Source organism: Micromonospora sp. HK10 (assembly GCF_000982955.1).
GTDB lineage: Bacteria > Actinomycetota > Actinomycetes > Mycobacteriales > Micromonosporaceae > Micromonospora.
Genome location: NZ_KQ058814.1, coordinates 66472 through 74652 on the forward strand (window position 1 = coordinate 66472; position 8181 = coordinate 74652).

Annotated in this window: 5 protein-coding genes; 1 reads left to right on the top strand and 4 read right to left on the bottom strand. The window is 76.1% G+C overall.

Annotation, left to right across the window (positions count from 1 at the left end):
- Positions 1 to 1287: an outer membrane protein assembly factor BamB family protein gene (locus LQ51_RS13585; protein ID WP_046565811.1), complete on the bottom strand. Its 1287-nt coding sequence runs from the start codon at positions 1285 to 1287 to the stop codon at positions 1 to 3.
- Positions 1284 to 2558 (bottom strand): outer membrane protein assembly factor BamB family protein, encoded by a 1275-nt coding sequence (locus LQ51_RS13590; protein ID WP_046565814.1) that lies wholly within the window; start codon positions 2556 to 2558, stop codon positions 1284 to 1286. Before LQ51_RS13590 ends, LQ51_RS13585 begins: the two co-directional genes overlap by 4 nt.
- Positions 2559 to 2662: 104 nt before the next feature.
- Here LQ51_RS13590 and LQ51_RS13595 point away from each other — a divergent pair, with 104 nt between their 5' ends.
- On the top strand, positions 2663 to 4513 hold the full coding sequence (locus tag LQ51_RS13595) for a hypothetical protein (RefSeq protein ID WP_369799854.1): 1851 nt from the start codon (positions 2663 to 2665) through the stop codon (positions 4511 to 4513).
- Between the two features lie 66 nt (positions 4514 to 4579).
- Here the strand turns inward: LQ51_RS13595 and LQ51_RS13600 are convergent, their stop codons facing one another.
- Positions 4580 to 6391: a hypothetical protein gene (locus LQ51_RS13600; RefSeq protein ID WP_046565762.1), complete on the bottom strand. Its 1812-nt coding sequence runs from the start codon at positions 6389 to 6391 to the stop codon at positions 4580 to 4582.
- Positions 6349 to 8157 (bottom strand): glycosyltransferase family protein, encoded by a 1809-nt coding sequence (locus LQ51_RS13605; RefSeq protein ID WP_046565817.1) that lies wholly within the window; start codon positions 8155 to 8157, stop codon positions 6349 to 6351. The genes LQ51_RS13600 and LQ51_RS13605 overlap by 43 nt, the downstream gene beginning before the upstream one ends.
- Between the last annotated feature and the right edge of the window lie 24 nt (positions 8158 to 8181).

Consider the following 8181-nt stretch of genomic DNA (forward strand, 5'->3'; position numbering starts at 1 on the left):
TCAAGGGTCCACCGGCCAGACCACCAGCCCGCCGGAGGGCCGCAGGCAGACCAACGCCCGACCGGCGTCGGCGCAGTCGTCCCAGGTGCCGACGAGCACGGCCCGGAACCGGATCCGGCCGGCCGGCACGTCCAGCTCGGCGACCAGCATCCGGTCGTCGGGGAGCCGGCGGAAGCCGAGCTGCCGGGCCGCCAGCCGGTCGGTGCCGCTGAGCCGCCAGCGGCCGAACCGGGCCAGCACCCGGCCGGTGGCCGGGTCGAGGGTGACCAGCTCCTCCTCCGAGCCGAACCCGGGGGCGGCGGCCAGCAGCCGGGCACCGATGGGGTTCACCCGCAGCCAGCGCTCGTCGGTCCAGAGTTGCCGCCCGGTGGCCGGGTCGAAGACGCCCACCCCGGCGGCCTGCCGGTGCAGGCAGATCACCCCCGCGCAGTCGGCGAACCAGCCCGCGCCGCGCGCCGGCACCGGCACGCTCCAGCGGCGCCGCAGCCCCGCCAGGTCGTACGCGGCGACCCGGTCCGGCTCGGCGTCGACCAGCAGCAGGTCGGCCACCACCTGGGTGAACCGGTACGACACCCCGTCGGCGGCCGGTGGCACCCGGCCGGTGTGCCGCAGCGCGCCGGAGTCGGCGTCGTGCACCTCGACCCGGCCGTCGGCGGTGACCAGCACGACCTCGCGGACCCCCCGGTCCCCGGTGCGGTACGCGACCCCGTTGCCGGGCAGCGGCAGCGACCAGCGGGCCGCCCCGGACGCCGGGTCGACCGCGCGGAGGGTGCCGCTGCCGTCGGCACGCGGCGTCTCGAAGAGCACCCCGCCCTCCTGGGTCGGCACCGGGTAGCCGGTGTGCTGCCAGCGCACCGTCCCGGAGGCCGGGTCGAGGGCGGTGGAGCGGGTGTCGCCCGCCCCGGTGGGGCTGCTGGTGACCAGCAGCAGGCCGGCCACCGTGCTCAGCCCGAGGACATGGTCCCCGGCGGGGAGGAGGAACTGCCAGGCGGTCTCCCCGCCGGGCAACCGGTGCCCGGTGACCGCCCGGCCGCCCCGGCCCACGGTGCCCGGCCCGTCGGCCACCACCAGCCGGCCGGCGACCACGACGAAACTGGCGCTCTGCGGGGCGGGCACCAGGACGCCGGCCGGCCGGTGGGCCAGCGGGGCCGCGCCGGCCAGGGTGACCAGCGCCAGGCAACCGAGCAGCGCCATCCGGATGAGGCGGGCCGGCGGGCGGGGCGGCTCGGCGACCGGCCGGGCCTCCCCGCCGTGCGGCAGCTCCCCCAGCTCGATCACCCGGCTCACCCGGTCCGCCACACCCCGAAGCCACCCTGGGCCCGGCGACAGAGCAGCAGCTCCCCGCCGACCTTGCAGTCCAGGCTCGTGTGCGGCAACGCCTCGCGGATCCGCGCGGCACCCGCCGCCGGGTCCAGGTCGGCGACGAGCAGCCGACCGTCGACCGCCGGCCGCATGCCCGTGATCCGGCCGTCGCTCTCGTCCTGCGAGACGAGGGTCCAGGTGCCCAGGTCGGCGACCAGCCGGCCGGTGGCCTCCTCGACGACGGCCATCTCGGTGCCGGCGGCGGTCTCCTCGGTGACCAGCAGCCGCCCGCCGACGGCGGTCAGCGCGCCGCCCCACCGGTCGTCGGTCCACCGGGTCGCGCCGGTGGCCGGGTCGAGCGCCCGCATCCCGCCGGTCTCTCCCCGCACACAGAGCAGGCGACCGCAGGTCTCCGCATGGCCCATCGGCGGGAACGGAACGGTCCAGCGGGGCCGGAGGGTGTCCAGGTCGTAGCCGGTCAGGGCGTTGCTGCCCACGTCGGCCACCAGCAGCAGCCCGGCGGCCACCCCGGTGAGCCGCCCGGACGGCGCCGCACCGAAGCCCGGCGCACGGGCCACCAACCGAGCCCCACTCACCGGGTCGTACACCTCCACCCGGTCGGGGGCGACGATGCGGACCAGCCGGTCGACGCCGGCCGGGCCGAACCCGAGGTGGAGCAGGCCTTTGCTCGGGACCGTCCACAGGGTCCGGCCGGTGGCCGGGTCCACCCGGCGGGCGGGCCCGTTCCCGGCCGGTCCCGTCCCGTAGAGCAGCACGCCGTCGCCGATCGGATAGGCCACCCCGGACTGCCGCCAGGCGAGCCGCCCGGTGCCGACGTCGAAGGCCACCGTGTCCCAGGCGGTGTCGTTGCGGGTCCGCTCGACGAGCAGCACGACGCCGTCGCGCTGCCAGACGGCATCGGCGAGGCCGCCCACCGAAAGCGGGGCGCGCCACAGCACCCGCGCCCGGCTGGCGCGGTCCAGCCGGTACGCGACCAGCTCGCGGCCCACCCCCCGCGCCGGGTCGGGCGGCTGCACCAGGTACACCCGGCCGCCGGCGAGAAAGGCGGCCACCGCCGGACCCCCCGGGAGCGTGAGCGCGACACGCCCGGCTACGGGTGTTGCGCCGGCCAGCGTGAGCAAGGACACCACCAGCACCACCAGTGCCCACTGGGCGCGACCGCCGGGACGTGGCCGGCGGGCCGGACGGTCGGGCGTGGGCGCCTCCCGGAGGTCGCCCAGATCGATGACGGTCACCCGCACCCCTCCCCACCCCGCCGCCCCGGTGGACCCCACCGGGTCCACCGGCCGGCCGGGCGGACGCCGCGCCGCCTGTACGATGGCCCGTCGTGGCTGTGCCGGTGGTAGACCCCTCGCTCAACTCGTCGTCCGTCGCGGTCGAGCCCGTCGCGGCCGAAACACCGCGCCGGTCCCGACGCGGACCGACCCGCGCCGACGTGTTGGCGATCGCAGCCTATGCGCTCCTCGGCGTTCTCGTCTGCCTCAACTACTGGGGGGACGTGCAGCACCGGGTCTCCTCGCACCTGCCCACCGACCACAGCTGGTTCGAGTGGCTCTTCGAGCACGGCGCCTACTCGGTGCGGCACCTGGAGAACCCGCTCTTCACCAGCCGCCAGAACGCCCCGGACGGGGTGAACATGATGGCGAACACGTCGCTGCTGGGCGTGACGCTGCCGCTGGCGCCGCTGACCATGCTGCTCGGACCGCAGGTGATGTACGCGCTCTACCTGGGCGCGGCGCTGTCGGCGACGGCGGCCACCTCGTACTGGATGCTCTCCCGGCACCTGGTGCGTTCCCGCGCGGCGGCCTTCGTCGGCGGCGCGTTCCTGGGCTTCGCCCCGGGCATCGTGCACCACGCCAACGGGCAGCCCAACTTCGTCTCCAACTTCCTGCTCCCGCTCATCGTGGTGCGGGTGCTGCGGCTGGGCGAGCCCGGGCGCTGGCGGCGCAACGGCGTGGCGCTCGGCCTGCTGGTGGCGTACCAGATCTTCATCAACGAGGAGATGCTGCTGCTGACCGCGCTGGCCTGCCTGGTGGTCGTGGCCGCGTACGTGGCGCAGCGGCCCCGGGCCGCCTGGGAGCGGGCCGGCACCTTCCTGGCCGCGATCGGGGTGGGCGGCGCGGTGACGCTGCTGCTGACCGCGTACCCGATCTGGTTCCAGTTCAACGGACCGCAGTCCTACCGGGGGTTGCAGGGCGGCGTCTTCCACAGCTGGGGCGAGGATCTGATGGCCTTCGTCACCTTCGCCCGGGACACCGTCGCCGGTAACGAGGCGGTCGAGCAGACCATCGGGCTGACCGAGCAGAACACCTGGTTCGGCTGGCCGCTGGTGCTGGTCGCGTTGATCGCCCTGGTGCTGCTGGTGCGCCGCTCGCTGCCGGCCCGGATCGTCGCGGTGCTGGTGGTGGTCTTCACCATCGCCGCGATCGGCCCCAAGGTGCGCTTCGACGGCGTGGAGACCACGGTGAACGGTCCCTGGGCGTACGTCCCGGACGACCTCCCGCTGGTCGAGATGATGATGCCGACCCGGCTGAGCCTGGTGGTGGCGGGCGCGGTCGGCGTGCTGCTCGCGCTGGCCTGGAACGCCCTGGCCGGGGGCGGCCGCCCGCCGGTGCCCGCCCCGCGCCGCCCGGCCGACGAGCCGGCGCCGGCCACCGGCGGTCGCCGCGGCTGGCTGCGCGGCCTCGGGTACGCGGCGATCGTGGCCGCGTTGCTGCCGCTGCTGCCCCGGCCGCTGCCGGCCCAGCAGATCGACCCGCCCCCGCACTTCATCACCGCGGGCACCTGGCGGCCGTACGTGCCGGCCGGCCGGACCCTGGTGCCGGTGCCCATCCCGAGCAACGTGCACGGCCTGCCCACGCTGCGCTGGAGCGCGCTGACCCGGCAGGAGTTCCCGATCCCGGGCGGTTACTTCATCGGGCCGAACGAGAACGGCGAGGGGGTGTTCGGCGCGCCGAACCGGCCGACCAGCACGCTCATCTACGCCACGATGGACGCCGACCGGGTGCCGGAGGTCACCGACGAGAACCGCCGCCAGGCCGTCGAGGACCTGCGCTTCTGGAAGGCGTCGGTGGTGGTGCTCGGCGCCCACCCGCGCGAGGCGGTGCTGCGCGAGCTGATGACCCAGCTGCTGGGCCCGCCGCAGCGCGTCGACGACGTCTGGCTCTGGGACGTCCGCGACCGCGGGTAGCGGGATGCCCGGCGGGCCTGCCCGGTCCGGCCGGAAGGTCCCCCCGGCCGGGCCACCGGAGCGGGCTCAGCCGACCAGGGGGCGGACGTCCCAGATGTGCGCGCCGGCCGCGTCCCGGCCCGGCCCGACCAGCGCGTCGATCGTGGCGCGGACCGGGTCGCCGGGGGCCGACGGCGTCTGCACCAGCACCGCGGCCCGCCAGTGCCGCAGGTCCTCGACCGCCTGCCGGCGTTCCGCGTCGCCGACCGGCGGCACCTGGCCGAGTTCGGCGGCCCGGCGCAGCAGCCGGGCGGTGGGCCGGTCCGGCGCGCCCCAGCGGGCGGTCGGGTCGCCCGGGGCGGCCGGTCCGATGAAGTAGCCGCCGGGCGCGTCGAAGGCCAGCCCGGTGCGCGCCGACCAGAGCATCCCCGGGCTCACCGCGGCCCCGGTCACCGGCGGCACCGGCACCACGGTCCGGCCGGCCGGCACGTACCCCCGCCAGTCGCCGGCCGCGACGAACGCCGGCACCGGCGGCGCCGGCACGGTCCGGATCGGCGTCGGGACCAGCGGCAGCAGCGCCGCGGCGACCGCGCCCGCCCAGGGTGCCCAGGTCCGGGCCGGCCGGTGCCGGACCCGGTCCACGGCCAGCGCCAGCAGCACCCCGAGCACCGGTACGCAGACCAGCGCGAACCGGGCCGGCACCGCCAGCTCCAGCAGCGGCACCCCGGCCAGCAGCCGGTACGGCCCGGGCAGCCCGGTGTCGTGCCGGTTCACCACGATCGTCGCGCCGAGCGAGAGCAGGGCGAACAGCACCGCGCAGGCGGCCAGGGCGCGGACCAGGGGCTGCCGCCACAGCCGGACCACCACGAGCACCGCGAGCAGCGGCAGGACCGGCCCGAAGAAGGAGTTCTGCTCGGTCGGGTTCGGCGACAGCAGCCCGGCGCGGTGCGCGTCGCCGGCGACGCTCTGCCGGGCCGTGGCGGTGAACGAGGCCAGGTCGAGCCGGAACCCGCGGGTGAAGAACGGCATCCCGCGGTAGTGGCCCGGGCCGGCGAACTGGAACCACAGCGGGTACGCCAGCAGCACCCCGGCGACCAGGGCGCCGACGCCCAGCCGGCGGGCGACCGCGGGCGCCAGCCGGCGGGCGGCCGCCGGGTCGGCCAGCGCGTACGCCCCGGCGAACACCCCGGCGGCCAGGGCCAGGAAGGCCAGCAACTCCTCGCCGAGGAAGACCTGGTACGCGACGGCCAGCCCGAGCAGCACGCCGTCCCGCCGGACCCGCCGGGGGTCCGGGTTGAACACCAGGGCGAGGATCACCGGGACCAGGAACTGGGCGGCCATGTGCAGGTGTGCCCCGGCCTGCGCCACCATGCCGGGGGCGAAGCCGCAGCAGAGCCCGCCGACCGCGGCGGCGGCCCGGGACCGGACCAGGCGGCGGGCCAGCAGCGCGTACCAGGCGGTGGCGGTGCCGGCCAGGCAGGCCACGACGGCGACCAGGAAGGCGGCCTGGGAGCCGAGGAGCAGGGTGACCGGGGTGAGCGGCACACCCAGCCCGAGCACCGAGGTGTTGGCCATCAGGTTCACCCCGTCGGGGGCGTTCAGCGCGGCGCTGTACAGCGGGTTCTCGCCGCCGGCCACCGCCCGGGCGGCGCGGGCCAGCATCCACTCGAACAGGATCTGGTCGCCGGCCTGGTGGAACAGCCGCTCCGGGCGGCGCCACTGGTCGCTGGTGAGCAGCACGGCCAGCAGCAGGTAGCCGGTCACCACGAACGCGTCGAACGGCCGGGGCGGCCGGCGGCGGGCGCGCGGCGCCGGGGCGGCGCCGGCCGCCCGGTCCCGCGCGTCGGCGCGCGAGCTCAGAGCGACGGGTCGGTCAGTGTCCGGACGTCCCACAACCACACGTCCAGCTCCTGCCGGGCCGGGCCGACGAGCTGCTCGACGGTCCGCCGCAGCGGCTCGGCGTTCGGCTCGTTCAGCGGCAGCACCACGATCGCGGCCCGCCAGTGCCGCAGCTCGTCGAGGAAGCGCCGCCGCTGCCGGTCGTCCAACTTCGGCGTACGCCCGGTGGCGGCGACCTCCTTGAGCAGGTCACCGATGCCGCTGGGCCGGCCACCGAACCGCCCCGGGTCGCCGGTGACCCCGTTGCGCGGGGCGAGGAAGTAACCGCCGGGGATCTTGAAGGCCAGGTCGGTGCTGGCCGCCCAGCGCATCGGGTCGGTGTTGCCCATGCTCGGCACGGGCACCGACACGAGGGTCTGGTCGGGGCCGACGTACTGCCGCCAGCGGTCGGCGGTGATGAACTTCGGCACCGGCGGGCGGCTGGTGACCTGCAACGGCATCGGCGCGACGGGCAGCAGCGCCAGCACCAGGCCGGCGACGGTCAACGTCCGCACCGTCCGCCGGTCCGGGATCCGCAGCGCGGCGGCCCGCTCGACGGCGAACGCCAGCAGCACCCCGACCACCACGGTGGTGATCAGGCCGAACCGGGTCGGCACCACCGCGTCGAGCAGCGGCAGCCGGACCAGCAGCTCCCACGGCCCGGTGAACAGCTCCCGGTCCCACCAGGACACCCGCTCGCCGAGGGAGAGCACGGCGAACAGCGCCCCGGTCACCGCGAGCGCCCGGATCAGCACCTCCCGCCGCAGCCAGAGCACGATGCCGACGGTCAGCAGGGCGAGGCTCCAGCCGAAGAAGGCGTTCTCCTCGGAGTAGTTCGGGGCCAGGTCGACGTTGGCCCGCTCGTTGCCGCCGAGGGTCGGCGAGCCGGGGGTGAAGAACGAGGCGATGTCGTTGCCGTAGTCGCGCACCGTGTCGCTCAGCCCGTGGTACGCCATCGGCCCGGCGAACTGCACGTAGAGCGGGTACGCCAGCAGCGCCCCGGCGAGCACCGCGCAGACCGCCAGGCCGGCGCCGAGCGGGCGCCAGGCGGCGGCCCACAGCTCGGGCCGCTGGACGACCACGGCGAGCAGGAAGACGCCGCAGGCCAGCGCGGTGAAGAGCAGGATCTCCTCGTTGATGAACGCCTGCGTGGTGACCAGCAGGGCGAGCAGCGCGCCGTCGCGGACCGGGCGGGTGGAGCGGGTCAGCACCAGCACCCGCCAGACGATGAACGGCAGCAGGAACTGGGAGATGATGTTGGGGTGCCAGTTGGCGTGCGAGAGCATCGCCGGCGAGAACCCGCAGAACCAGGCGCCGACGGCGGCCGCCAGGCGGGTCCGTACGACGTGCCGGGAGAGCACCCGGTACCAGGCCGCGGCGGTGCCGGCGAGGCCGAGGGTGACCAGCGCCACGAAGGAGACGGCCGGTCCGAAGAGGAGGGTGACCGGCACCATCGGGATGCCCAGGGCCAGGATGGCGGTGTTCGCCATCAGGTTGACCCCGTCCGGGTAGTTGAACTGGTCGGTGTAGAACGGGAACTCCCCGTGCAGCACCACGCGTACCGAGTGGGCCAGGAAGAACTGCACCTGCGCCGGGTCGCTGCTGTAGAGGGCGGCCACCCGGCCGGCGGGGTCGGCCCAGATCCGGCTGGTCACCCAGAGCGCGGCGAGCAGGAAGACGGCGTACACCGCGAGGTTCTGCCGGCGCGGCGTCCACCGCCACCGCCGCGGCTGCGCGGCCCGCAGCCGGAGCCGTCGGGTGGCCGGCGGGTCGGCGGCGGGCGCCACGCGGGTCTCCGGCGGGTCGGCAAC